This window comes from Pseudomonas sp. BYT-1, assembly GCF_023611805.1.
Lineage (GTDB): Bacteria > Pseudomonadota > Gammaproteobacteria > Pseudomonadales > Pseudomonadaceae > Aquipseudomonas > Aquipseudomonas guariconensis.
In genome coordinates, this window is record NZ_CP072559.1 from 3562912 (window position 1) to 3585850 (window position 22939).

The 22939-nt window shown below is 60.9% G+C and carries 26 protein-coding genes and 1 tRNA gene; 13 read left to right on the forward strand and 14 right to left on the reverse strand.

Going from position 1 to position 22939, the window contains the following annotated elements; genetic code table 11:
- Nucleotides 1–12: 12 nt before the first annotated feature.
- The 9 genes from J5X93_RS16580 to J5X93_RS16620 form a co-directional block, all read right to left on the reverse strand.
- A complete protein-coding gene (locus tag J5X93_RS16580; RefSeq protein ID WP_182942851.1) occupies nt 13–2457 on the reverse strand; it encodes a fimbria/pilus outer membrane usher protein in 2445 nt (814 codons plus the stop codon).
- Between the two features lie 8 nt (nt 2458–2465).
- Nucleotides 2466–3200 carry a fimbrial biogenesis chaperone gene (locus J5X93_RS16585; RefSeq protein WP_043211765.1) on the reverse strand — a complete coding sequence of 245 codons (735 nt, stop codon included), beginning with the start codon at nt 3198–3200 and terminating at the stop codon, nt 2466–2468.
- A 56-nt stretch (nt 3201–3256) separates the two neighbouring features.
- Nucleotides 3257–3787, reverse strand: a complete 531-nt coding sequence (locus J5X93_RS16590) for a fimbrial protein (RefSeq protein WP_102082264.1) — start codon at nt 3785–3787, stop codon at nt 3257–3259.
- Between the two features lie 198 nt (nt 3788–3985).
- Nucleotides 3986–5341, reverse strand: coding sequence for a glutathione-disulfide reductase (gorA, locus tag J5X93_RS16595; protein WP_182815478.1), 1356 nt, complete (start codon nt 5339–5341; stop codon nt 3986–3988).
- Between the two features lie 97 nt (nt 5342–5438).
- Complete coding sequence (gene galU / locus J5X93_RS16600; RefSeq protein ID WP_250033743.1) at nt 5439–6278, reverse strand: UTP--glucose-1-phosphate uridylyltransferase GalU; 840 nt, start codon at nt 6276–6278, stop codon at nt 5439–5441.
- A 48-nt stretch (nt 6279–6326) separates the two neighbouring features.
- Nucleotides 6327–7688 carry a UDP-glucose dehydrogenase family protein gene (locus J5X93_RS16605; RefSeq protein ID WP_182942849.1) on the reverse strand — a complete coding sequence of 454 codons (1362 nt, stop codon included), beginning with the start codon at nt 7686–7688 and terminating at the stop codon, nt 6327–6329.
- 95 nt (nt 7689–7783) lie between these two features.
- On the reverse strand, nt 7784–8698 hold the full coding sequence (locus tag J5X93_RS16610) for a c-type cytochrome (protein WP_043211756.1): 915 nt from the start codon (nt 8696–8698) through the stop codon (nt 7784–7786).
- The gene (locus J5X93_RS16615; protein ID WP_232092076.1) at nt 8695–9348 is read right to left on the reverse strand and encodes a c-type cytochrome; all 654 of its coding nucleotides are present in this window, start codon (nt 9346–9348) and stop codon (nt 8695–8697) included. The genes J5X93_RS16610 and J5X93_RS16615 overlap by 4 nt, the downstream gene beginning before the upstream one ends.
- 141 nt (nt 9349–9489) lie before the next feature.
- A complete protein-coding gene (locus J5X93_RS16620; RefSeq protein ID WP_090344578.1) occupies nt 9490–9849 on the reverse strand; it encodes a hypothetical protein in 360 nt (119 codons plus the stop codon).
- Between the two features lie 163 nt (nt 9850–10012).
- Here J5X93_RS16620 and J5X93_RS16625 point away from each other — a divergent pair, with 163 nt between their 5' ends.
- The 8 genes from J5X93_RS16625 (at nt 10013) to csrA (ending at nt 15779) form a co-directional block, all read left to right on the forward strand.
- On the forward strand, nt 10013–10315 hold the full coding sequence (locus tag J5X93_RS16625) for a DUF1883 domain-containing protein (protein WP_043211751.1): 303 nt from the start codon (nt 10013–10015) through the stop codon (nt 10313–10315).
- Nucleotides 10316–10323: 8 nt separating this feature from the next.
- Nucleotides 10324–10494: a hypothetical protein gene (locus J5X93_RS16630; RefSeq protein ID WP_090344575.1), complete on the forward strand. Its 171-nt coding sequence runs from the start codon at nt 10324–10326 to the stop codon at nt 10492–10494.
- 30 nt (nt 10495–10524) lie between these two features.
- Nucleotides 10525–11598 carry an NAD(P)H-dependent flavin oxidoreductase gene (locus J5X93_RS16635; protein WP_043211749.1) on the forward strand — a complete coding sequence of 358 codons (1074 nt, stop codon included), beginning with the start codon at nt 10525–10527 and terminating at the stop codon, nt 11596–11598.
- A 121-nt stretch (nt 11599–11719) separates the two neighbouring features.
- Complete coding sequence (modA, locus tag J5X93_RS16640) at nt 11720–12478, forward strand: molybdate ABC transporter substrate-binding protein (protein WP_043211745.1); 759 nt, start codon at nt 11720–11722, stop codon at nt 12476–12478.
- On the forward strand, nt 12478–13158 hold the full coding sequence (gene modB / locus J5X93_RS16645) for a molybdate ABC transporter permease subunit (RefSeq protein WP_043211743.1): 681 nt from the start codon (nt 12478–12480) through the stop codon (nt 13156–13158). The genes modA and modB overlap by 1 nt, the downstream gene beginning before the upstream one ends.
- A 1-nt stretch (nt 13159) precedes the next feature.
- Nucleotides 13160–14251 carry a molybdenum ABC transporter ATP-binding protein gene (gene modC, locus J5X93_RS16650; protein WP_182815480.1) on the forward strand — a complete coding sequence of 364 codons (1092 nt, stop codon included), beginning with the start codon at nt 13160–13162 and terminating at the stop codon, nt 14249–14251.
- 57 nt (nt 14252–14308) lie between these two features.
- On the forward strand, nt 14309–15319 hold the full coding sequence (locus J5X93_RS16655; RefSeq protein WP_043211737.1) for a DNA topoisomerase IB: 1011 nt from the start codon (nt 14309–14311) through the stop codon (nt 15317–15319).
- A 262-nt stretch (nt 15320–15581) separates the two neighbouring features.
- On the forward strand, nt 15582–15779 hold the full coding sequence (gene csrA, locus J5X93_RS16660; RefSeq protein WP_043211735.1) for a carbon storage regulator CsrA: 198 nt from the start codon (nt 15582–15584) through the stop codon (nt 15777–15779).
- Between the two features lie 66 nt (nt 15780–15845).
- Here the strand turns inward: csrA and J5X93_RS16665 are convergent, their stop codons facing one another.
- The 3 genes from J5X93_RS16665 to J5X93_RS16675 are packed head-to-tail and all read right to left on the reverse strand — an operon-like array spanning nt 15846 to nt 18830.
- Nucleotides 15846–16205 carry a response regulator gene (locus tag J5X93_RS16665; RefSeq protein WP_043211733.1) on the reverse strand — a complete coding sequence of 120 codons (360 nt, stop codon included), beginning with the start codon at nt 16203–16205 and terminating at the stop codon, nt 15846–15848.
- Between the two features lie 12 nt (nt 16206–16217).
- Nucleotides 16218–17663, reverse strand: coding sequence for an ATPase domain-containing protein (locus tag J5X93_RS16670; RefSeq protein WP_090344566.1), 1446 nt, complete (start codon nt 17661–17663; stop codon nt 16218–16220).
- Between the two features lie 9 nt (nt 17664–17672).
- Nucleotides 17673–18830: a two-component system sensor histidine kinase NtrB gene (locus J5X93_RS16675; RefSeq protein WP_043211728.1), complete on the reverse strand. Its 1158-nt coding sequence runs from the start codon at nt 18828–18830 to the stop codon at nt 17673–17675.
- 215 nt (nt 18831–19045) lie between these two features.
- Between J5X93_RS16675 and J5X93_RS16680 the strand changes: the two genes are divergently transcribed.
- The 3 genes from J5X93_RS16680 (at nt 19046) to J5X93_RS16690 (ending at nt 19965) form a co-directional block, all read left to right on the forward strand.
- Entirely contained in the window at nt 19046–19258 is a 213-nt protein-coding gene (locus J5X93_RS16680) for a hypothetical protein (RefSeq protein ID WP_090344564.1), read from the forward strand.
- Between the two features lie 107 nt (nt 19259–19365).
- Nucleotides 19366–19450, forward strand: a tRNA-Leu gene (locus tag J5X93_RS16685).
- A gap of 101 nt (nt 19451–19551) precedes the next feature.
- Entirely contained in the window at nt 19552–19965 is a 414-nt protein-coding gene (locus J5X93_RS16690; RefSeq protein WP_043211726.1) for a DoxX family protein, read from the forward strand.
- Between the two features lie 24 nt (nt 19966–19989).
- Here the strand turns inward: J5X93_RS16690 and J5X93_RS16695 are convergent, their stop codons facing one another.
- A complete protein-coding gene (locus J5X93_RS16695; protein WP_043211724.1) occupies nt 19990–20178 on the reverse strand; it encodes a hypothetical protein in 189 nt (62 codons plus the stop codon).
- A 249-nt stretch (nt 20179–20427) separates the two neighbouring features.
- Between J5X93_RS16695 and J5X93_RS16700 the strand changes: the two genes are divergently transcribed.
- Both J5X93_RS16700 and J5X93_RS16705 read left to right on the forward strand, forming a co-directional pair.
- On the forward strand, nt 20428–21102 hold the full coding sequence (locus J5X93_RS16700) for a polysaccharide lyase family 7 protein (protein ID WP_090344561.1): 675 nt from the start codon (nt 20428–20430) through the stop codon (nt 21100–21102).
- Nucleotides 21103–21407: 305 nt separating this feature from the next.
- Nucleotides 21408–21998 carry a hypothetical protein gene (locus J5X93_RS16705; protein WP_139205749.1) on the forward strand — a complete coding sequence of 197 codons (591 nt, stop codon included), beginning with the start codon at nt 21408–21410 and terminating at the stop codon, nt 21996–21998.
- 208 nt (nt 21999–22206) lie between these two features.
- Here the strand turns inward: J5X93_RS16705 and J5X93_RS16710 are convergent, their stop codons facing one another.
- Nucleotides 22207–22536, reverse strand: a complete 330-nt coding sequence (locus tag J5X93_RS16710) for a hypothetical protein (RefSeq protein WP_090344558.1) — start codon at nt 22534–22536, stop codon at nt 22207–22209.
- Nucleotides 22537–22939: the final 403 nt, after the last annotated feature.

A 22939-nucleotide genomic window follows, 5' to 3' on the forward strand; every position in this document is an offset into this window, starting at 1 on the left:
ATACTTTGATTCCTAAGACGCGTCGGCCTGTACACACGCCGATGCCTCGAGCCTCCCGCTGGGACCGGCGCTATAGTCCAGCCAGCACTGTTGATCACCCGCCTCCCCCCAAATGACCTTGAGCCGGCCTCGCTGCGCATCGCCACGCACATGCAGGCGGCTGCCCTGGCCGACCATCCCTCGCTCCCTACCCGCTTCATCCAGTACCAATGCACCGAAGGGCAATGCCTGTCCGCTCACCTTGAGCGCGTGCAGCATCAGTGGATGACCACTACGGGTTGGATAGTGCAACCAACTTGCCGCGCCTGACCGCGGCACTACCGACTGGCCAGTGAGTTGCAGCTCGACATCCTTGGACATGCCTTTGGGGTCGAGCTCCACCGTGTTCAGGCCATACGGCAGCAATGCTGGTACCACCGCGAACCCACGCTCATCCAGGCGTATCTGAGGATGCTGGCGAAGCCGCGCCGCGCTCGCACCCGGTGCATGGACAATCGCAAAGCTTTCCCCAAGCGGCGGGGCCATGGACAAGCCCCCCGGATGGGCAACCAGAGCCCCTTGGGCGCCCATTGAGGCTTGGTGATGAGTGTGCCGATTGGCGAACGAGGCGTTCAGCTCGCCAAACGAACCACGGTGCAGCAGATGGGCATCCAGCCCTGCCCCGCCCCGCGTCCCTTCCTGACGCACTGCAGCCAGCCCATACCCCCATTGCCCACGCTCCCCAGCCGTTGCACGCAAGCGCACATTCGAACGGCCCTGCCCCTGAGCCCCCCATGTCATCCCACTGCTCAACGAAGCACGACGCCGCTCCCCAAGCGGCAGGCTGGCCGTGAGCGTGAATGTGTCGAGCGCCTGGCCAGAAGGTCGCCGCTCACGGTCGAACCGCATCCCATAGTTGAGTTTCCCCAGATGGTTGTTGTAGCCCAGGCTGTAACTGCTTTGGCGTTCTGCGCCCTGCCCCCAACCCGCCATCAGCGTCAGACGACCACCTTGCGAGCCCAACGGCCGGTTGACGGTAAGTCCGACCCGCCGCCGCGCAGGGGCCAACACATGGCCTTGGCTCGCCTGGGCAAAATCGTCGAAACGGTAATAGCCTGCGTATTGCGTCAATGTCGCGCCAAGGTCGGTCTCCCATGCAGTGAGCCTGTGTCGCCAGCTCATCCGCCAGGCGTGCCCTTGTCGTTCCCGATCCAGCGAAACGCGGCTGTGGTAGCGCGTCAGGCCGACAGCACCGACGCCACTGTTTATCGCCACCCCCATGGCACTGGCCAGATAATCGCTGGCCAACCACGCACCTCCATGCACACTCAGATGGTTGTTCAGCCCTTGTTGCCAACTCCCGTGCAAATGGCCAGGCCCCATCTTCCCCAGCTCATCGCGCCAGACACCCGCTGCGAATTCGAACCGTTTGCTTCCTGGGCGCAAGGCAAGCGGTGCGGCCTGGCTCGGCACGAAGAAGGTTCGCACCTCGCCATCGGACTCGCGCAGAGTGACCTCAAGGTCATCGTGCAAGCCGCTGGCATAGAGGTCGTCGATTTCGAAGGGGCCGGGGGCTACTGTCGATTCGTGCACCAGCACACCGCGCTGGCGGATGCTCAGTAACGCCGTGCTGTTTGCCACACCGCTGATCACGGGGGAAAAACCGCGCTGGGTCTGCGGGAGCATGCGCTCGTCATTGTTCAACAACACGCCACGCAACGCGCCGGTATCGAAAACGTCGCCACGGCTGTAGCTATCACCGAGTGTCATTTGCGATGACCACGTAGGAATGTCCCGCCTGACCGACAATCCACCCGCCTGATAGTGCGAGGCCCCGGCATCACGCCCTTGCCAGCGCCCCTCGTGACGCCAGTACCAGTCCCCTGTGTTCAACCCCATGCGCAGGCCCAGGTACCCTTGACGAGTACCACTGCCCTGCTGTCTGGATCGCTGCTGATGGAGGTTGAGCCGGTAGTCGATAAAGCCCACATTTACCCCGCTGTCCCACTGGTCTGCGGGAAAGTGACCATTGGATTGGCGGTCCAGGGCTTGTTGCGCTATCACCAGATCCAACCGCAATGCGCCAAAATCCAGCGTCTCACTAGAAGGCACTTGTAGCTGGGACAAGGGCAGACACGCGTCATCTTCCTTGAGGACGCTCTGGGTCTCGCTGGCCAAGGATTGCAGATCCAGGCCCAGACGCTGCAACAAGCCCTTGCTGTAGCAAGGCGCTGCCTGGTTAGTCAGCGTTTGCTTCTTTAGCAAGACAGGCAACCGGCCTTTCCACTGCTGGTTGAGCACAATGTCCAGGGTGAAGCGCCCCTCCGGGACGACCGCTTCCCTCTCGAAACGGCGCACGTCCGATGACGAGCCTTGCTTGAGCAGCCCTGCGTCAAACTCGATCGCCAGGACCGGCTCCCCCCCAAGACAGGCGAGCAGACACCCTGGCACACAGTCGACGAATGTCCTGCGGCTCATGACAAGCCTCAGCCCGCCCCGCTCGCATGTACGGCTTCTGGCCGTTCATGCACCGCGCCGTAGTCGTCGATGAATGCGTAGCGCACCTGGACGATACCGCCAGTCTTCAAGCCTGGCGCGGCGAATCGAGTGTTCGAAAAAGGCGCTATATGGCCGGGCTCGATGTCGAGCACCTGGTTACCTTGATGCACCTCCAATTTGGCGAGATTGACGAAGTACGGACTGGGGTTGTCGACCTGCAGCACCCCGCCAGCCCCATCGCGCAAAACACGCCAGCGCAGCATCTGATGCGCCTCTGCGACATTGCCTGACAACCTCATGGGGCGATAGAACAGCTTGATACGGGTCCGCAGGGAAACCTGAAGCGTGTTGCCTGTGCCTTTGGGGGGGACGTCGAGCACATTGAGCCAGTACAGGCTTTCACGGTCCTGGGGCATCGTTTCGCCCGTATGGAACAGTCTAAGGCTCTGCCCCTTGCCTGGATCCAGGCGAAACAATGAGGGCACGAGGCTGAATGGCGCGTGTAGCGCCTGCGCATCCACCTGGGCAGAGCCGTCATCGACCCAGGCCTGGACCAACGATGGATTGAGCCCTTCGTTGCTGAGCTTGAGGGTAATCTCGGCCTGGTCGGCCGGATAAACGACACGCGTACTGGAGATGACCACGCTGGCGCCTGCTTCGGCGCAAGACAGCCATACAGCCAGCAGCGCCCAGCGCCTGAGGGCGTTGAGTTGAAAGAACATCGAATGCCTTGTTCTGTAAATGGCGAGGACAGGCGCTCAGGCCTGTCCGAGGAAGCTCAGAGGTAATCGAGCGAATACTGGACACGGGTGGAGACCAGTCCTGGCGTAGCGGCCCCGGTCGCGTAGTAACGCGCGTGATAGTCGAGCGTGGCGTTACCACCGACGATCTGCACGGTCTGGGAGCGCTGGCTGCGTTTGGCGGCCGACAAGTCCATTGGTGCGAAGCTGCTATTGAGCAGTTCAATCTGGACATTGCGGCTACCGCCGGCATCCACGATGAGCCGTCCCTCGGGGCTGATGGTTGGGCCAGGCTCGAAGTAGGTCGAGACCCGGCTTACGGTTGGGGCGCAGTTGGTCAAGCGCAGCTGGAAGGACGTTTGCCCGGCCACCTGTCCAGGCCGAGACAGCAAGGTCGCATTGACGTCAGGCAGACTGACCGGCAAGTTGCCATTACCGCCATTGACGATGCAGGTCGGCGCAAGCACTTGACCACTGATGCTGATTTCGCCGTGATCCGCCTGCGCGATACCAGCGTAGAGAAGCGCGCTGCCGCAGGCTGCGCACAAGGCTTTATAGAGTGTTTTCATGATCACCTTCTGATTGCTGATTGACAGCCATGCAAGTGTCAGGCTGCTGTCCGGTTGCCGGACGTGGGTGCAGTATCAGGAAGGTCTCAAGAACAATATGTCGGATGACTTACCAGCCAGGCAGGTGAAATTCACGGCAGGCAAGTAAGAATCATGGCCCCGTTGCAGCGAGGCCATGAAGGAGCTGACAAGGCGGGATCAACGTGTCGCGGTGCGCATGGTCACGAACTCTTCGGCAGCGGTCGGGTGCACGCCAATGGTTTCGTCGAACTGCTGCTTGGTCGCGCCAGCCTTCAGGGCCACACCCAGGCCCTGGATGATTTCCCCGGCATCCGGCCCGACCATGTGGCAGCCCAAGACCTTGTCGGTCTCAGCGTCGACGACCAGCTTCATCAAGGTCTTTTCCTGGATGTCCGTCAGGGTCAGTTTCATGGCGCGGAAGCGGCTTTCGAAGATCTGAACCTTGTGCCCGGCTTCCAGCGCCTGCTCCTCGGTCAGGCCCACGGTGCCGATCGGCGGCTGGCTGAACACGGCAGTGGGGATGTTCTGATAGTCCACCGGGCGGTACTGCTCGGGCTTGAACAGACGACGAGCCACTGCCATGCCTTCGGCCAAGGCCACCGGTGTGAGCTGGACGCGACCGATCACATCACCGATGGCGATGATCGAGGGTTCGGTGGTCTGGTACTGATCGTCCACCCGGATAAAGCCGCGGTCATCGAGCTCGACACCAGTGTTTTCCAACCCCAGATTGTCCAGCATCGGACGCCGCCCGGTTGCATAGAACACACAATCGGCGACCAGCTCGCGGCCATCTTTGAGGGTTGCCTTGAGGCTGCCATCGGCCTGCTGGTCGATACGTTGGATATCGGCGTTGAATTGAAGATCCAGACCGCGCTTTTGCAGTTCTTCCTTGAGGTGGGTACGCACCGAGCCATCGAAGCCGCGCAGGAACAGGTCACCGCGGTACAACAGCGTGGTATCGGCGCCCAGGCCCTGGAAGATGCCAGCGAACTCGACGGCGATGTAGCCGCCACCGACCACCAGTACACGACGCGGCAGTTCTTTGAGGTAGAACGCCTCGTTGGAGGTGATCGCCAGCTCCTTGCCCGGAATATCCGGCACCTGTGGCCAGCCGCCAGTGGCGATGAGAATGTGTCCGGCGCTGTAGCGCTGGCCTTCGACTTCGACTTCGTGGGCACCGGTGATACGGGCATGCCCTTGCAGCAGGGTCACGCCGCTGTTGACCAGCAGGTTGCGGTAGATGCCGTTGAGGCGCTCGATCTCACGGTTCTTGTTGGCGATCAAGGTGCCCCAGTCGAAATGCCCTTCCTCCAGCGTCCAGCCAAAACCGGCGGCCTGCTCCAGCTCGTCGGCCACATGGGCGCCATACACCAGCAGTTTTTTTGGCACGCAACCGACGTTGACACAGGTGCCGCCCAGGTAACGGCTTTCGGCCACCGCCACCTTGGCACCGAAGCCTGCGGCGAAACGCGCCGCGCGTACACCGCCGGAACCGGCGCCAATCACGAACAGATCAAAATCGTAGGCCATGTATTCAGTCTCCTTGGCTGGCGACCAGCATAACGCCGTTACCCGCCGGGAACAAAAAAGCCACCCCGAGGGTGGCTTTCGTACCAACAGTGGCGAATCAGTACGCCTTGCCGGTCTTGTAGTAATTCTCGAAGCAGAAATTGGTCGCCTCGATGTAGCCTTCGGCGCCACCGCAGTCGAAACGCTTGCCCTTGAACTTGTAGGCCAGTACGCAGCCATCCTGGGCCTGCTTCATCAGCGCGTCGGTGATCTGGATCTCGCCGCCTTTGCCGGGTTCGGTGTTCTGGATGATGTCGAAGATATCCGGAGTCAGGATATAGCGGCCGATGATCGCCAGGTTCGACAGGGCGTCTTCCGGCTTGGGCTTCTCGACCATGTTGGTCACCCGATAGATGTCATCGCGGATCATGTCGCCAGCGATCACGCCGTACTTGTTGGTTTCCTGCGGATCGACTTCCTGGATGGCGACGATCGAGCAACGGAACTGGTTGTACAGCTTGACCATCTGGGTAAGGATGCCGTCGCCTTCCGGGTTGACGCACAGGTCGTCTGCCAGCACCACGGCGAACGGCTCGTCGCCGATCAGTGGACGACCCGTGAGAATGGCGTGACCCAGGCCTTTCATCTCGGTCTGACGGGTGTAGGAGAAGGAGCACTCATCCAGCAAACGACGGATGCCGACCAGGTATTTTTCCTTGTCGGTGCCTTTGATCTGGTTTTCCAGCTCGTAGCTGATGTCGAAGTGGTCTTCCAGGGCGCGCTTGCCGCGACCGGTGACGATGGAGATCTCGCTCAGACCTGCATCCAACGCCTCTTCGACGCCATACTGGATCAGTGGCTTGTTGACCACCGGCAGCATTTCCTTGGGCATGGCTTTGGTAGCAGGCAGGAAGCGGGTGCCGTAGCCGGCTGCCGGGAACAAGCATTTTTTGATCATATACATCCTTAAACAAAGGCTGGGCCTGTGGAGTTCGGCGCAGTCTAATCAGGCGGCGGTCACCTTACAATGCCCCGCCCCTGGCCGACCGATGCCATGATAGAGATAACCCAGTGTAGATAGTTCCGATGGATCGTAAATATTGCGGCCATCGAACAGCACTGGCATGCGCATCAACCCCCGCACACGGCGGAAATCCGGCTGGCGGAACAGCTTCCATTCAGTCACCAGCACCAACGCGTCCGCGCCTTCGACACAGACGTAGGGATCCTGCGTAAGGCGCAGCTGGCCGCTGGCCGTCGCGTGCCGGTAGCGCTCGGCGACCCCCGCCGTCGCTGCCGGGTCGCAGGCCTGGACATGCGCGCCTGCCGCCAACAGCGCCTCGAGCAGCACCAGGCTGGGCGCCTCGCGCACATCATCGGTACCGGGCTTGAAGGCCAACCCCCAGATCGCTACGGTGCGCCCCCGTACAAAGCCACCGAAGTGCTGATGCAGCGCCTCGAACAACACGGTCTTCTGCACCTCGTTGCGCGCCTGCACTGCCTGCAGGATGGCAGGCTGGTATCCGGCCTGCTCGGCGCTATGGATCAGTGCACGCACGTCCTTGGGGAAGCACGAGCCGCCATAGCCGCAGCCGGCATAGATGAAGTGACTGCCGATACGCGTATCGCTGCCGATGCCGCGACGTACCTGCTCGATGTCCACGTCCAGGTGCGTGCAAAGCCCGGCCAGTTCGTTGATGAAAGAGATACGCGTGGCAAGGAAGGCATTGGCCGCATATTTGCTGAACTCGGCCGCACGCGGCGACATCAGCAACACGCGCTCGCGGTTGCGCACGAACGGCCTGTAGAGGCGCTGCAGGCACTGGCTGGCCTGTTCGCTGTCGCTGCCGATGATGACACGGTCCGGTCGCATGAAGTCTTCGACGGCGCTGCCTTCCTTGAGAAATTCAGGATTGCTCGCCACCTGCACGGCGAACCGCGCACCGCGCTCGCGCAAGCCATTGGTGATGTGTCGAGCGACCCGCTCGGCCGTGCCCACCGGGACGGTCGACTTGTTTACCACCAGACACGTGCGAGAAAGATGGCGTGCGAGGCTGTCGGCAACTGCCAACACGTGTCCAAGGTCAGCAGAGCCGTCCTCCAGACTGGGCGTACCGACCGCGATGAACACTACCTCGGCGCGCGCCAGAGCGTGGCTCCAATGGTCGCTGAAACTCAACGACCCATTCTCCAGCCCGGCCTGTAGCAGCGCTTGCAGGCCGGGTTCGTAGATCGGGCATTGGCCCTGACGCAGTTGCGCCAGGCGCACCTGGTCACGCTCCAGACACACCACATGGTTGCCCATTTCGGCGAAACAGGCTGCCGTGACCAGCCCCACATACCCCGCCCCGATCACACAGAGTTCCATGGCCGCACCCCTTGTCGAAGAGTGCGGCCATTGCACACCAGGCATCGTTGCAGGGCAGTGACAGCACAGGGTCACGCGTGTGACAAGAGCCGCCGTCAGCCTCCGCTGCCCTGCCCGATCAACACGCCATCGACTTTTTGCCCATATAGGTTCACGCCATCGTTGGCATGGAACTTCAGCCGGGTCTTCTCGATGGAACCTTCCACCAGCCGCGGATCCTGTGGCCGCTCATGGCGGTTGATCCAGGCTGCCACGTCCCAGGCCTGCTGATCGCTCAGGCTGCCGGGGCGGCCTAGGGGCATGTTGTGCTTGATGAACGAAGCGGCCGTATTGATCCGGTGCATGCCGGCCCCCCAGTTGTAGGAATCGCGCCCCCACAACGGTGGCATCACATACTCGCCTGCCACTTTCTGCCCTTGGCCCTGGTCACCGTGGCAGATTGCACATTGCTCGCCGTAGACCTGCTCGCCACGCTTGAAGTCATAGCCGCCAGCCGGTGGCGCTACTTCGGGATAACCGCGCCCCGGTGTTTCCACACCCGTAGGCGCCTGGGTCGACAGCCAGTAGGCGTAGACGCTGAGGGCTGTCATCTGTGGGCTGTCGGCCGCCGGCGGCGTGCCGTTCATGCTGAACTGGAAACAGCCTTGGATACGCTCGGCAAAAGTGTTGACCTTGTCGTTCTTCTTGCGATACGCCGGATACATCGGATACGCACCCCACAGCGGCGCGGAATACGCCAGGCGCCCTTGGTCCAGGTGGCAGTTACTGCAGTTCATGCCGTTGCCGACCGCTTCAGGCATCAGCCGGCGCGTGTCGACGAATAGCGCGTGGCCTTCACGGACCATCTTGCCAAAGGCGTTGTCCGGCAGATCAGTTTCGGACGGCGGGGTGAACATCGCAGGCGCGTGGCTGCCTGGAACCTTGAGCTGGGACTGATCTTCCATCGCGATAGGTGCAGCCTGGGCGCTGCCCAAGGCCAACAGCAACAGGCTCGGGATCATCGGTTTCATGGCTTGGCCTCCTGACGGACGGGCTGGGCGAAGAACGCGGCGATGGCCTTGACCTCCTCCTCGGTCATGGCCTTGGCCACGCCGACCATCAGTTGGTTGGGGTCGTTGCTGCGACTACCGTCGCGCCAGGCGTTGAGCTGTGCGGTCAAGTAGCCTGCCGGTTGTCCGGCCAGCGGCGGGAAGTGCTCGCCGACACCAACGCCACCAGGCCCATGGCATTGCACGCAACCGGGTATCTGCCGGCTCCAATCGCCATAGAGGGCCAGGCGGGACACTGGATCATTGGCGATCTGCTGGCGGCGAAAGTCGGGGGCCGGGTCGGCCGGCAAGCTGGCCAGGTAGGTGCTGACGGCGGTGATTTCGTCTTCGTCCAACGCCTTGGCGAGCGGCTCCATGACCGCTTGCTTGCGACTACCACTGCGAAAATCGGCCAGTTGTTTGCTCAGATAACTCGCTGGCAGGCCGGCCAGGCGCGGAAAGCCTGCGGCGGCGATGCCTTTGCCATCCGGTCCGTGGCAGCCCAGGCATGCCATGGCGGCGGGGTTGTGCCCACCTTGGGTGAAGATCTTCTGGCCATCGACGGCATGCGCCGAAGGCCAGGCCAGGATCAGCAAACTGCCGATCACGACGCGACTCAACGGTGTGTTCACGGGACGCTCCATTTCCTTGTTATAAGCTTAGGCTTAAACGATATAAGCCCATGAAGAGTAGGCCTATCCCCGGATACCGACAACGATCACCGGGCAAGAAAATGGCATTGCGCCTGCTAACTGCTCATTTGCTGAGCTGGATCAAGTTCCGGAGATGCACTGGGTCGCAGCGGTGCGCACATCGCCCAGGCGCAGCGGGAAATTGTTCAGCCGCTCGTGAAGTTTGATGCTGCTGCCACTGCCACGTTTGTCGATGTCCACCAGGGCAGCAGGACCGACGCTTGTCGGCACTTTTTGTGGAACGATCAAGCGCAGGCCCTCGCCACGCGCCTCTTCGACCAGTGGGTCACGGCTATCTGCCAGCTTGCTCTTGACGCAATCGGCGTATTGGCGCGGCGTCTTGCCGGAGATGACATCCAAGGTTTCGCGCGATTGCTCCAGCTCCGAAACACTGACACAGCCGCCCAATGCCAACAGCATCGCGGGCACCAACCACTTCATTCGCATTACCCCTTCCTTCATCGAGAAACGCTTCGACCACTGTCGGGCTGATTTGCTCCCTGCTTTGGCAGATTTATCTTGGGCCCGACCATCTCGCGCGCAAGTCTACCCTGACATCGTGGTATCGTTCATGTTTGCAGAACCAAACCTTGCGGAGCACCTCATGAAATTCGTACACCAGCGCGAGCACCTGAACGAGGACGACGTGGTCGTCATCGAGTGCTCCCAGCGCTGCAACATCCGCCTGATGAATGACGCCAACTTCCGCAGCTTCAAGAACGGCGGCCGGCACACCTACCACGGTGGCCACTTCATCAAGTTCCCAGCCAAGATCACCGTACCCAGCACCGGCTTCTGGAATATCACCATCGACACCGTGAGCCCGCGCCCGATCTCGGTGACACGCAAGCCGACCTTCACCCACAAGATCAAGATCATCCGCCGCTCGTCGTCCAAACTCGTCTAAGGCCCGTCATGACTCAAACCATCAAATACGTGATCAAGTACAAGCTCGACGGCGAGCGCCGTTGGGACTTTGCCCTGATGCCTGACGCCTCCCATGAGCAGGCGCTCGAAGCGCTGCGCAAGATCCACGGCGACGATGCCGAGAAGATCAGCGACATTCAAGTCAGCAAGGCCCTGTAAACCCGCCCCACCGTCATCAAGGAGCAGCGCATGAGCACCTGGCCCGACCGTCGTATCCTCGACCTACTGGGCATCCAGTTGCCCATACTCCAAGCGCCCATGGCCGGTGCCAGCGGCTCGGCCATGGCCATTGCCGTCGGCAATGCCGGCGGGCTGGGCGCCCTGCCCTGTGCCATGCTCACCGCCGAGCAGCTCCACGGCGAAGTACAAGCCTTTCGTGCCAGTTGCCAGGGGCCACTGAATCTCAATTTCTTCTGCCATCAGCCGCCAATGCCTGACCCGGTGCGCGACGCGCGCTGGAAACAAGCGCTCAAGCCCTATTACGACGAGGTCGGGGCGGATTTCGAGGCGCCGACGCCGGTATCCAACCGGGCGCCATTCGACGAGCAGAGTTGCCAGTGGGTGGAGCAATTGCGTCCTGAGGTGGTGAGCTTTCATTTCGGCCTGCCCCAGGTCGAACTGCTGCAACGAGTGAAGGCCAGCGGTGCCAAGGTATTGTCTAGCGCCACCACGGTGGAAGAAGCCCTCTGGCTGGAGGCCAATGGCTGCGATGCGATCATCGCCATGGGCTACGAGGCCGGCGGGCATCGAGGCATGTTCCTGAGCGACGACATCACCAGCCAGATCGGTACCTTCGCGTTGGTGCCCCAAGTGGTGGATGCCGTGCGCATCCCGGTGATCGCGGCAGGCGGCATCGGTGATCATCGCGGACTGGTCGCCGCCTTGGCACTGGGCGCTTCGGCGGTGCAAATCGGCACCGCTTACCTGTTCTGCCCCGAAGCCAAGGTATCAGCAGCCCATCGCCATGCGCTGGACAACGCGCCGGCCAGCGATACAGCCCTGACCAACCTGTTCACCGGACGTCCAGCGCGAGGCATCAACAACCGTATCATGCGCGAGCTGGGGCCGATGAGCCCGCTGGCGCCGCGCTTCCCACTCGCCGGCGGCGCCTTGATGCCGCTCAGGGCGATCCGTGACCCACAGGGCAACAGCGATTTCAGCAACCTGTGGGCCGGCCAGGCACTGCGCCTGGGTCGGCACCGCTCGGCCAGCGAGCTGACCTTAGAGATCGCCAACAAAGCGCTGGAGCAGCTCGGGCGCTGAACTGCCCCCTGATTGACGCCATCGCGAGGCAAAGCCCGCTCCTGCATCGTGCCTCTTCCTGTCCGGCGGCCTATCGCTATATAGTCAGCACCATAACGATACCCCCAAGGAGCCCCTCTGCATGCTCATCCGCCTGTCCACCTTGGCCGCTGGCGTCCTGGCCGGCCTGATTACGCTCAATAGCGCCTGGGCTGATGAAGTCCAAGTGGCCGTCGCAGCCAACTTCACCGCGCCCCTCCAGGCCATCGCCAAGGATTTCGAGAAAGACACCGGCCACAAGCTGGTGGTCGCCTCCGGCGCCACCGGCCAGTTCTATGCACAGATCAAGAATGGCGCCCCCTTTGACGTCTTCCTCGCCGCCGACGACAGCACGCCGGCCAAGCTCGAGCAGGAAAAGGCCATTGTCCCCGGCTCGCGCTTCACCTATGCCATCGGCACCCTGGCTCTGTGGTCGGCCAAACCTGGATATGTGGATGACAAAGGCGAGATCCTCAAGCAGAACACCTTTCAGCACCTGGCCATCGCTAACCCCAAGACCGCCCCCTATGGCCTGGCCGCCACCCAAGTGCTGGACAAGCTCAATTTGACCGAAACCACCCAGGCCAAGCTGGTCGAGGGCCAGAACATCACCCAGGCCTTCCAGTTCGTCTCCACAGGCAATGCCGAGCTCGGCTTCGTCGCCCTGTCGCAGATCTACAAGGATGGCAAGTTGCAGAGCGGCTCGGCCTGGATCGTGCCGGCGCCGTTGCACGAGCCGATCCGCCAGGACGCGGTGATTCTCGAAAAGGGCAAGGACAACCCGGCCGCCAAGGCCCTGTTCGATTACCTCAAGGGCCCGAAAGCGGCTGCGGTGATCAAGTCCTACGGGTATGACCTCTGATGCCACTGGACGCCAGCGACCTGGGTGCGATCTGGCTGACCATCAAACTGGCCAGCCTGACCACCTTGATCCTGTTGGTGCTGGGCACGCCCATCGCCTGGTGGCTGGCGCGGACACGCTCATGGCTGCGTGGTCCTATCGGTGCGGTGGTGGCCCTGCCGCTGGTACTGCCGCCCACGGTGATCGGCTTCTATCTACTGATCGCCCTCGGCCCGCACGGCTGGCTAGGCCAGGCTACCCAGGCATTGGGGCTGGGCAGCGTGGTATTCAGCTTCAGCGGGTTGGTGATCGGCTCAGTGGTGTATTCCATGCCCTTCGTGGTCCAGCCGCTGCAAAATGCCTTCGCCGCCATCGGCCAGCGTCCGCTGGAAGTTGCCGCGACCTTGCGCGCCAGCCCCTGGGACACCTTCGTCCATGTGGTATTGCCGCTCGCCCGGCCCGGTTTTGTCACCGCCAGTGTCCTTGGTTTCGCCCACACTGTCGGTGAGTTCGGCGTGGTCTTGATGATCGGCGGCAACATCCCCGACAAGACCCGCGTGGTCTCGGTGCAGATCTTCGATCATGTCGAGGCCATGGCCTATCCGCAGGCGCATTGGCTGGCAGGCGTCATGCTGGTGTTTTCCTTCCTGGTGCTACTGATGCTCTATGCAGGTCGCCGTGCAAGAGCAGGCTGGAGCTGAGATGCCTTCGTCGATCCTGGCGCGCCTGGACCTGGCGCGCGGCGAGTTCAACCTGAACGTCGACCTGAATCTGCCTGGACGCGGCGTCAGTGCCCTGTTCGGCCATTCAGGCTCGGGCAAGACATCCTGCCTGCGCTGTTTGGCGGGCCTCGAGCGCGCCCAGCACGCCTACATCGAAGTCAACGGCGAAGTCTGGGAAGACAGCGCCAAAGGCTATTTCCTGGCACCGCACAAACGAGCGGTGGGTTACGTGTTCCAGGAGGCCAGCTTATTCCCTCATCTATCGGTGCGCGGCAATCTGGAGTTCGGCTGGCGACGCGTCCCCAGCGCCGACCGCAAGGTCAGCCTGGCTCATGCCTGCGAGCTGCTGGGCATCGCTGCTCTGCTCGAGCGCCGTCCCGCGACCCTCTCAGGAGGCGAGGCTCAACGGGTCGGCATCGCCCGCGCCCTACTCAGCAGCCCACGCCTGCTGCTGATGGACGAGCCGCTGGCCGCCCTGGACGCTGCGCGCAAACGCGAGATCCTGCCGTACCTGGAGCGTTTGCACGATGAACTGGAGATCCCCGTGGTGTACGTCAGTCATGCCCAGGATGAAGTGGCGCGCCTGGCCGACCATCTTGTGCTACTGGAACAGGGCCAGGCACTGGCCAGCGGCCCGATCAGCGAAACCCTGGCAAGGCTCGACCTGCCCTTGGCTCAAGGCGAGGATGCCGGTGTAGTGCTCGACGGAATGGTCGCCGGTCATGACCCGCACTATGGGCTGTTCGATCTGCGCCTGATGGGCGACTGCGCGCCCACACTGCGCATCGCCCATCCCGCCTTGGTGATCGGCAGCACCTTGAGGCTCAAGGTACAGGCACGCGATGTCAGCCTGGCGCTGGCCGCCGACAGCACCTCAAGCATTCTCAACCGCCTGCCTGTCCAGGTCGTTCAATGCCGCGCTGCCGACAATCCGGCCCATGTACTGGTGAGCCTGGACGCGGCGGGCAATGCCCTGCTGGCGCGTATCACTCGCTATTCGGCAGACCAGCTTGAGTTGCACCCCGGGCAGACACTGTGGGCTCAGATCAAGTCGGTGGCGCTGCTGGGCTGAGCATTGACCGGACAGCCGTTGTCCATTGTCCTGTGACTGGTCGATGGACATTGCCCCATGCTCGATTGCCCACTGCCCCAAGCCCTGCACTATGTCGATGACAGCCAACCGGGGCTGACTCGGCGTCGCTGGCGCGACCGCTTTCACTACTTCGACACCGATGGCAAACGCATACGCGACGCCCAGACGCTGGCCCGCATCGCCGCCCTGGCGATCCCGCCAGCCTATACCGCCGTCTGGATCTGCCCCGATCCCCAGGGCCATTTGCAAGCCACCGGGCGCGACGCCCGAGGACGCAAGCAGTATCGCTACCACGCCCAATGGCGTGAACTGCGCGACCAGCACAAGTACGATCGCATGCTGGCCTTTGCCCAAGCGTTGCCCAGGCTGCGCCGGCAACTGGATAGCCATCTGGCGCGACCCGGCCTGGACCGAGAAAAAGTCATGGCCCTGGTGGTCAGCCTGCTCGACACCACGCTGATCCGAATCGGCAACCGCCAGTACCTGCGGGAAAACAATTCCTACGGCCTGACCACCTTGCGCAACCGGCATGTACAGGTCCAAGGCAGTACCGTGCGCTTTCAGTTTCGCGGCAAACGGGGCGTCGAACACGATGTCAGCCTGCGCGACCGACGCCTGGCGCGGCTGATCAAGCGCTGCCTGGAGCTTCCGGGACAGACCTTGTTCCAGTACTTGGACGAACAGGGCCAGCGACATGCCGTGGGTTCGAGCGAGGTCAATCAGTTCCTGCAGCAGCTAACGGGTGCTGACTTCACCGCCAAGGACTACCGCACTTGGGCTGGCAGCGCACTTGCCCTGGACCTGTTGCGCCCCCTGGCCTGGCAACCGGAAAGCGAGGCCCGCCGCCAGGTTGCCGCTATCGTCCGGCAGGTGGCCACGCGCCTGGGCAATACACCTGCGGTGTGTCGACGCTGCTATATCCACCCGGCGGTGCTGGAGCATTATCAGCTCGGCCGACTGGCCACCTTGCCCAAAGCCAGGGCGCGCCAAGGCCTGGAGGCGGAGGAAGCCGCCTTACTTCGCTTCCTGCAATTACTAGGGGATTAATCGGTGATTACTCGCTTCTATTTGCGCTATCAAACAGAGAAATTTCCCATCTGGGCGTAAGCCCCCTATCCTTGCCAGCGAGCACCTTCGCTGATCGGCCGCCTTGGTCGTTTCGGCACCTGCGACTAAAGACAGATAACAGAATTTATCTGCGCGGGAATTACTCTTCGCGGAAAGCGTCTTTAATGAGAAGGAAGAGGGACACGCTCCCGCCGCCGCGGTAAATGGCCGCGCGGATTTCATCATTACCAAGGAGAACTACATGCTGATACTCACCCGCAAGGTTGGCGAAAGCATCGTCATCGACGATGACATCAAAGTAACCATTCTGGGAGTCAAAGGGATGCAAGTGAGGATCGGCATCGATGCGCCAAAGGATGTACAGGTTCATCGTGAAGAGATCTTCAAGCGTATCCAGGCCGGCAACCCTGCTCCGGAGAAGAACGACGACCAGCACTGAACAACCTTGCTTCAAGTCGCACGGACGCGCTTGACCGTTCAGCCCGCTCACGCGGGCGGCCACGCCTCAGGTGTCTAGCAGTTCCCGCACCTTGGCGATCATCCTGTCCATGTCGAAGGGTTTGTCGAAAACCGCAACGAACAACTCGGGGCAAATGCGTCCCTGGTTGGCCTGTGCGCCGCTCATGAGAATCACTGGCAGGTCAGGTAGCTGCAGTTCATCGCGGATCGCCTTGACCAGTTCCTCGCCGTTGAGCAGCGGCATCATGTAGTCGGTGATCACCAACTCTACCCGTTTTTCCTTGAGCGCCTCCAAAGCCTTGCGGCCATTGCTCGCCTTCTCCACCAGAAAGCCTTCATCCTCCAACGCGAATCCGAGGATATCGGCTATCAGGTATTCATCGTCGACGATCAGGATCGTGTTCATCGTCCTATTCCATCAGTCGCTCCCCTGGGGCACGGGCGTGCCGCTCAACACGCCGCATGCACCTTCGAAGGCCTTGCGCAAAACAATTCCCTGAGGACCGATGCACAGCTCGTGCAGCGCCGGGTCATGATGGCTATCGCGCACCTTGAGCACCGAGACCATGCGCCGCAGCTGCGAATCCAGTTCGACGAAACGCATCAAGAGCAGGTTGTCGACGAGGCTCGAAAGATCTGGCGCTGGTGCAGTGATCTCCGAGCCGAAGATATCGCGCATCTCCCAGGTCAGCAGCACGCTGACGTCACGGGCACGCAACTCGCCGGTCAGGGCACGGAAGAAGGCATTGAGCCGGGCAGGGTCGAACGCCAGGCGACTGAACGCGCCCAGGCTGTCGATCACCACCCGCTGGGCGCCCAGTGTCTCGACACGCTCGAGCAAGTATCCGCCAAGCTGGTCCAATAGCCCTTCGGTGGTGGTTTGCCAACAGAACGCCAGGCTGCCTTCGCGTTCACGCTTGGCGAGGTCATGCCCCAGCGCAGCGGCCTTCAGGCGCAGCCGGGCCGGTGTTTCGTAGAAGCCAAAGTGCAGGCCCGGGGCCTGGGGAGTGCAGGGCCCGAGGAACGCCAGGCCTAACGATGTCTTGCCGATCCCCGAAGGCCCCATGACCAGGCTGACCGAGCCCTTGGCCACACCACCGCCGAGCATTTCGTCCAACGTGGCGATACCGGTACCGACCCGCGTCAGCGTATCGCTTCCCGTCTGGCTGGGGTGGCTGTATAGCGCTTCCAGGCGAGGAAACACCTGCAGACCGGCCTGGTCGATCAGGCACTCATGCAGCCCGGAAAGTGCGCCACTGCCACGCGTCTTGCGCAACTGGACCTGGCGCACCGCCCGGCTGCCTAGCAGTTGTTCGCCCAACTCGATCACCCCATCGACCATGGTGTGCTCTGGACTGCCCTCTTGCAGTCGGGCGCTGGTCAACAACAGCACGGTACATCCGGCAAAGGCGGCGTGCCCCTGCAGTTCGGAGACGAACTTCTTGGTATCGAGGCTGGTTTCCGCACGGACCCGAGCGTTGAGCAGCCCATCGACGATGAGCAGGCTGGCCTGCTGACGAGCGATCTCCTGGCGTAACAACCTGACCACCGCATCGAGCCCTTCCTGCTCCAAGGTATCGAAGGCACTGACGAACTGGATTGGGTCGCCGACCAGCGCAGGATCGAAGAAGTCCAGCGTCGACAAGTATTGAAACAACCTCTCGTGGGACTCGCTGAGCAAGGTCGCCACCAACACGCGACCGCCGCTGCGCACATGATTGCATGCCAGCTGGTTGGCCAGAATGGTCTTGCCCGCACCCGGCGGTCCCTGGACGATATAGGAGGCCCCGGCGATCAGGCCGCCTTTGAGGAGCACGTCCAGTCCATCGATGCCTGTCGCCAATCGCTTGAGTGATTCTGCCATGGTGGTTACTCATTGAGACCCAGGGTCGGTGACGTCCGGGCATGCGGGCAGGTACAGACTCATGCAGGTACCCTCGCCTAACCGGCTGTCCACGCAGATAGCACCGTTGCACTGCCTGGCAAAGCCATAGACCTGGCTCAGTCCCAGACCAGTGCCCCGGCCGAAGGGCTTGGTGGTGAAAAAAGGCTCGAAGATTCGTGGCAGCACCTTCGGATCGATGCCTTGGCCTGTGTCCTGCACATCGAACCGCACAAAACGTCCCCGCAGCCCCTCCACCTCGCCGGACAGCTCGACACAGGTGACGGCAAGACGAATGCGTCCCTCGCCGTCAATGGCATCACGGGCATTGAGCAACAGGTTGAGCAAGACCATCTGCAGTTGCCCCGCGTCCGCTTCAATCGATGGCAGGTCCGGCTGCAGGTATTCCTCAAGCACGATGCCTTGGGTCAGTCCATGCTGCAGAAGACCACGCGTGGCCTCGATCAGTTCAGCGGGGGCGATACGCGCCGCGGTCAATTGGCGATGACGGGCGAACGTCAGCAGTTGCCGGGTCAATTGCGTGCCCCGTTCCCCGGCATCGACAACGTGTTCAAGCAGCCGGCGGATACGCTGCAAATCATCGCTACTCATGGCGAGCCGGGCGGCCCCGAGAATGATGGTCAACAGGTTGTTGAAATCATGGGCCAGGCCACCGGTGAGTTGCCCCAGGGCCTCGAGTTTCTGGGCTTGGAATAGCTGGGCGCGGATGGCATCCAATTGCAGGGCCGACTCACGTCGGTCGGTGATGTCCCGGGTAACTTTGGCCAGTCCGATGACCTGCCCCGTTTCGTCCCTTACCACATCCAGTGCTGCCAGGGCCCAGAATTGCGTGCCGTCCTTGCGCACGCGCCAGCCTTCATCCTGAGCCACACCCTGTTCCAAAGCCTGGTGCAACAAATGCTCCGGACGGCCTTCGGCCCGGTCCTGGTCGGTGAAGAACAGCGAAAAATGCTGGCCGATCACTTCCTCGGCACGGTAGCCCTTGATACGTTCGGCGCCTGGGTTCCAGGACACCACCGTGCCCGACAGGTCGAGCATATAGATGGCATAGTCCACCACCGATTGAACCAGCTGCTCATAACGGTTGGGCGGCATTTGCGGCTGATCGGAACGCTCATTGGAAACCATGCAGACTCCGCAGGCACTACCAGGGCCATCCACTGAGCGTAGTCAAAAGACCGGCACCCATGTAAGCCACAGACAAGCCTGGACGCGTCATGGTTCCCGTTCGGCCAGCAAAGAGTTGCAACGCGTTGGGCCTGAGCACGGACTTGCAAGGCTCAATGACAGCAAGATAGCCCTTGGCCTATAGTGCTCCGGCCTTTGCAAAGCCAGGAACGAAGATGCTCGTCAATTTGCGCATGCAGCGCCTGCAAGATGATCTCCAACGCACCGCCAACGAATTGGAAGTTGTCTGCCGCGGGCTTTCCGGACACGCCCGGTACCTTCGCCATCGTGTGCACGGACACGATGCCCAGGCAATGGATGGCCATACCCAGGGCCTGAAATCCTCTGCCTGCACGCTGCGTCAGATCGCCCACGCATTAACCCCCTGAAACGGCAGGTGCGGTTGACTTGTCTATAACGGTGGGTTATAAAGCGCGCTTGATTGTCAGGCCCTTCTGCCTTGAAGCGCGCCGGTCGTGACGACCCTTTCAAGCGTGCGAGTGTGGTGGAATTGGTATACACAGCAGACTTAAAATCTGTCGGCGTGAGCCTTGCGGGTTCGAGTCCCGCCACTCGCACCATCTCCTTCTGAAAAGGCGCCCTTGCGGCGCCTTTTTCATGCCCAGCAGAACGTGTACCGACTGCTACAGTGGAACATGTCCCCGCTCACTGGAATGCCACCATGCGCTACTCCCTCTTCGATGGTCAACGCGACATCATCATCCTGCTCGCCCGTGTATTGCTGATGATCCTTTTCATCCTGTCCGGTTGGAGCAAACTGACCGGTTTTGAAGGAACGGTCAATTACATGAGCTCCCTCGGAGCCCCTGCGCCCATGCTCGCGGCGGCCATTGCAGTGATCATGGAGTTCGCCGTTGGCATCCTGCTGATCCTGGGCTTCTATACGCGCCCGCTGGCCTTCCTGTTCGCGTTGTTCGTTCTGGGCACTGCATTGATCGGGCATCCATACTGGAACATGGTCGACCCGGAGCGCAGCGCCAACATGACCCAGTTCCTTAAAAACATGAGCATCGTCGGCGGGCTGTTACTACTGGCGGTGAGCGGCGCAGGACGCTTCTCCCTGGACCGTCGCTGACGGCCACAACACTGGCACGACGACTCAATCGTCGATGTCGTCGTGCCAGGCGGGATGCTCCTCGTCATCGAAGTCATCCCGAAGCTCTTCATCTTCCTCGGCTTCGTCCAGTACTCCATGAGCGTCGGCTTCCGGATCGACATCCTCCTCCAGAAACTCGTGGTCGAGCAGATGATCGTGCTCGGGTTCGTGCAGGTCGTCTTCGTCGTGCATGGCTGGGCTCCCAAGGTCAAAACAGGCCTGTATAGGCCGATCAACAGTCGCGGTCAATTGTTGACAGCTTAACGCTGGCTTAACCGCTCAACCGCTAGTCTCCAATCTCTCCCTTCAAACGTTCTTGCCCGCCACCTTGGCGGGCTTTTTTTGCCCATTCGGTCTCCCGGCGCAATCTTTGTGGGAACCATATGCCCTGCTTCGATGCTCGCAACTATGTGGACCTGTGTTTCATCAAGGAGAACCCGCATGACTGTGAACATCGACAACCTGATCATCACCACGCCTGCCCCTAAATCAGAAACCAACCCCGTGGCCCTGGAAGTCACCGGTGCCGTTGCCCTGGCTACGTTGAGTGAGTTTGTCGCGCGATTGCCCGATGGTTCCATTCGCCTGAACGCCCCTACCAAGGGCGCGGCCAGCAAAAGCACACACCGTACCCGTTGCGAATGGAAGGAACCTGTCTATTGGGGCTTGGGCAGCGCCGCTACCCACCGTAACCACCAAACGTTCACGCTGCAGAAGGTCAACTCGTTACAAAAAGTGGTGATTTCACAACTGCACGTAAAGGACGATGACAGCCCACCCATCAAAGTGTTCTGGAACAAAGGCAAGCTCACTTACGGCTTTCGCTCCGAATTCAACCAGGCAACCGCACCCACGACCACCTTTCTGACCGAGGTGCCGCTGGGAGCACCGTTCGAGATCATCATCGAAGTTTCATCCAGCGGCGTAGTCATCCTCAGCGCAACCTGCAATGGCCGTACAGGCCGCTCTCCAGCACTTCAGTTGGCGAGCACATGGAACGCAAGGAACTTTAACTTCCATGGCGGCGTGTACAACCAGATTGACTTTACCGACTCAACGCCCGCTGAAGACGGCTCGGTTTGCGTGATCAGTCGCCTTGAACTGACCCATTTTTGAGAGTCATCGACAGTCTGTGAACAGGCGCTTCACGAATTTCTGACAATCGACTGGGCACACTGAAACCGCTTCGTACGTTCTTTCAACCCGCCTTCCTGGCGGGTTTTTCTTTTTCTGATCCATCGCGCGACCACGCCTAAAACGCGACCTGCGTCACACCCTTTCGCTTCGTATGGAACTTTTCAGAAACGTTTTGCTCCTTTTCCGCAGGGCACCTGCGAAGCAGGCCTATTGACAGCATTGAATGTGCTGTGCATGTGGGTAATCTACACCCCTTGTTGAATCTTCTTCGAAGAATGGACTCCATGAAGCCTCTACCTCTTTTAACTGTTTCGGCGGGCCTGCTCGCCATGCTTCCTCTGTGGACGAACGCACAGCAGAACAGCCCTGCATGGGAACTGGAGCCGACCTCGTTTCTGGGTATCGATCTTCAGGGCGACTTCCTCAATCAAGTTGCTCCCTGCCCCGCCGATGTTGCCAGGCCAGACAAACCCTGCCGGGTCGCTACCGCCGACCCGAACCGCTTCGAGGTCCGAGGCTTGCCATACCTGCCCATTTCCCCAGGCTACGAGCTGGTCGCCACGTTGGCAGGTGGCCGGGTGCAGGAACTGGTCTTCAGTGGCAATGCCAATAGCTTGAATCTGGTAACGGACCTGCTGACCGAGCAATTCGGCCAACCCACAAAGCAGGATAGCCATTGGATCAAGATGACTTCCGGGGCCTCCTATTTGGCCGAAGTGCTTTCGTGGCAAGGCGAAAAAGTGTCGATCAATTTCCAGCGTCAGGAAAAAGACCTCGGCAAATATGCGGTGACCTTCTCCACCCTGCCCACAAAGGTGGTCAGCACCGACGAGACACCAGCCGACGCGCCCACAACTGACGTATCCAAACTTTGAACCCGATGCCGTGACATCGCCACATGGGTGGCGAGGGTGGTGCGCGTTAGTAGCCACCAAGGCATTGGTAACCACTGGGGAGTCTGTCACACCCTTGTCACGCAACGTGATCATTATCAATCGAGCCAAAGGGACTTGGCCCCGTCTACCGAAACCCCGGCGCAGTGCCGGGGTTTTGCATTGGTGCACAATGCTGTGACTTAGGGCATCAATCCAGACACTCTCGTGCCGCTGTGCGCAGCTTATCGGTCGACAGGAAACTGCCTTTGTAGAACGTTGCGCGGCTTCCCTCATGGTACTTGACGATCTCAAGCACATCATCGGAAGTCACTGCGCTGGGCGCTGTGATGCGGTAACCATTGGAGATGGATTTTTGAGTGGTGAGCGGCGCCATGGCCTGCCATTTTGGCAGAACGCATGCTGCGTATACCTCGGGGGTTTTGCGGGTTAGCTTGGTGCCAGTTGGCTGACCTGGCGATGCGCACCCAGCCAGCGTAACGAGCACGGCGGAACAAACGAGGACAGGAAGTCGATACATTTACGATAGATCCCTAGTGACTAAGGGATTCTAGCAATCAACATCGAAAGGACACCAATCCACGAAGGTAGCACAGCACGACTAGCGGATTTCCAAGGGGATGGTTTGAACGCGCGCTTTCACGATTTCTTCACAAAGCTGACTGTAAAGTCAACTTTGTTCATGTTGGGACATTCAGCCCGCTCCGGCGGGCCTTTTTTCTAGCATTCCGTCACCCACTGGCCCTACAATCCTACGCAGTTGAAGGATCAGCACCCGTCACAGAGAGCCCGCCATGGAGCGGGCTTTTTGTTGCCTTACGATCAGCTGACAGGCCTAGATCATCTGAAGGCGATACCGACCAGCCTCAGTGGCCACATCCTCCCCTTCATCACTAATCAAATAACCTCCACACATCATTTCC

Excerpts from the sequence above, each read along its gene's own strand:
- J5X93_RS16580 (WP_182942851.1), bottom strand. The coding sequence starts at position 2,457 with ATGAGCCGCAGGACATTCGTCGACTGTGTGCCAGGGTGTCTGCTCGCC.
- J5X93_RS16585 (WP_043211765.1), bottom strand. The coding sequence starts at position 3,200 with ATGTTCTTTCAACTCAACGCCCTCAGGCGCTGGGCGCTGCTGGCTGTA.
- J5X93_RS16590 (WP_102082264.1), bottom strand. The coding sequence starts at position 3,787 with ATGAAAACACTCTATAAAGCCTTGTGCGCAGCCTGCGGCAGCGCGCTT.
- gorA (WP_182815478.1), bottom strand. The coding sequence starts at position 5,341 with ATGGCCTACGATTTTGATCTGTTCGTGATTGGCGCCGGTTCCGGCGGT.
- galU (WP_250033743.1), bottom strand. The coding sequence starts at position 6,278 with ATGATCAAAAAATGCTTGTTCCCGGCAGCCGGCTACGGCACCCGCTTC.
- J5X93_RS16605 (WP_182942849.1), bottom strand. The coding sequence starts at position 7,688 with ATGGAACTCTGTGTGATCGGGGCGGGGTATGTGGGGCTGGTCACGGCA.
- J5X93_RS16610 (WP_043211756.1), bottom strand. The coding sequence starts at position 8,698 with ATGAAACCGATGATCCCGAGCCTGTTGCTGTTGGCCTTGGGCAGCGCC.
- J5X93_RS16620 (WP_090344578.1), bottom strand. The coding sequence starts at position 9,849 with ATGAAGTGGTTGGTGCCCGCGATGCTGTTGGCATTGGGCGGCTGTGTC.
- J5X93_RS16625 (WP_043211751.1), top strand. The coding sequence starts at position 10,013 with ATGAAATTCGTACACCAGCGCGAGCACCTGAACGAGGACGACGTGGTC.
- J5X93_RS16630 (WP_090344575.1), top strand. The coding sequence starts at position 10,324 with ATGACTCAAACCATCAAATACGTGATCAAGTACAAGCTCGACGGCGAG.
- J5X93_RS16635 (WP_043211749.1), top strand. The coding sequence starts at position 10,525 with ATGAGCACCTGGCCCGACCGTCGTATCCTCGACCTACTGGGCATCCAG.
- modA (WP_043211745.1), top strand. The coding sequence starts at position 11,720 with ATGCTCATCCGCCTGTCCACCTTGGCCGCTGGCGTCCTGGCCGGCCTG.
- modB (WP_043211743.1), top strand. The coding sequence starts at position 12,478 with ATGCCACTGGACGCCAGCGACCTGGGTGCGATCTGGCTGACCATCAAA.
- modC (WP_182815480.1), top strand. The coding sequence starts at position 13,160 with ATGCCTTCGTCGATCCTGGCGCGCCTGGACCTGGCGCGCGGCGAGTTC.
- J5X93_RS16655 (WP_043211737.1), top strand. The coding sequence starts at position 14,309 with ATGCTCGATTGCCCACTGCCCCAAGCCCTGCACTATGTCGATGACAGC.
- csrA (WP_043211735.1), top strand. The coding sequence starts at position 15,582 with ATGCTGATACTCACCCGCAAGGTTGGCGAAAGCATCGTCATCGACGAT.
- J5X93_RS16665 (WP_043211733.1), bottom strand. The coding sequence starts at position 16,205 with ATGAACACGATCCTGATCGTCGACGATGAATACCTGATAGCCGATATC.
- J5X93_RS16670 (WP_090344566.1), bottom strand. The coding sequence starts at position 17,663 with ATGGCAGAATCACTCAAGCGATTGGCGACAGGCATCGATGGACTGGAC.
- J5X93_RS16675 (WP_043211728.1), bottom strand. The coding sequence starts at position 18,830 with ATGGTTTCCAATGAGCGTTCCGATCAGCCGCAAATGCCGCCCAACCGT.
- J5X93_RS16680 (WP_090344564.1), top strand. The coding sequence starts at position 19,046 with ATGCTCGTCAATTTGCGCATGCAGCGCCTGCAAGATGATCTCCAACGC.
- J5X93_RS16690 (WP_043211726.1), top strand. The coding sequence starts at position 19,552 with ATGCGCTACTCCCTCTTCGATGGTCAACGCGACATCATCATCCTGCTC.
- J5X93_RS16695 (WP_043211724.1), bottom strand. The coding sequence starts at position 20,178 with ATGCACGACGAAGACGACCTGCACGAACCCGAGCACGATCATCTGCTC.
- J5X93_RS16700 (WP_090344561.1), top strand. The coding sequence starts at position 20,428 with ATGACTGTGAACATCGACAACCTGATCATCACCACGCCTGCCCCTAAA.
- J5X93_RS16705 (WP_139205749.1), top strand. The coding sequence starts at position 21,408 with ATGAAGCCTCTACCTCTTTTAACTGTTTCGGCGGGCCTGCTCGCCATG.
- J5X93_RS16710 (WP_090344558.1), bottom strand. The coding sequence starts at position 22,536 with ATGTATCGACTTCCTGTCCTCGTTTGTTCCGCCGTGCTCGTTACGCTG.